The sequence below is a fragment of the Belnapia arida genome (assembly GCF_016773205.1).
Taxonomy (GTDB): domain Bacteria; phylum Pseudomonadota; class Alphaproteobacteria; order Acetobacterales; family Acetobacteraceae; genus Belnapia; species Belnapia arida.
In genome coordinates this window covers 1-227 of the sequence record NZ_JAETWB010000239.1, presented here as the reverse complement: position 1 = coordinate 227, position 227 = coordinate 1, and the positions used below count along the sequence as shown (strand labels likewise).

Sequence of the window (227 nt, the reverse complement as noted above, 5' to 3'; positions counted from 1 at the left end):
TTCGAGGGCCGCGACAGCGCCGGCAAGGGCGGCGCCATCAAGCGCATCACCCAGCGCACCAACCCGCGCATCTGCCGGGTCGTGGCGCTTCCCGCGCCCTCCGACCGCGAGCGGACGCAATGGTACTTCCAACGCTACGTCGCGCATCTCCCCGCCGCCGGCGAGGTCGTGCTGTTCGACCGCAGCTGGTACAACCGCGCCGGCGTCGAGCGCGTCATGGGCTTCGC

1 pseudogene is annotated in these 227 nt (G+C 71.8%); it reads left to right on the top strand.

What is annotated here, in order from left to right:
- Nucleotides 1-227, top strand: a pseudogene (locus JMJ56_RS33545) (polyphosphate kinase 2); the annotation flags it as partial.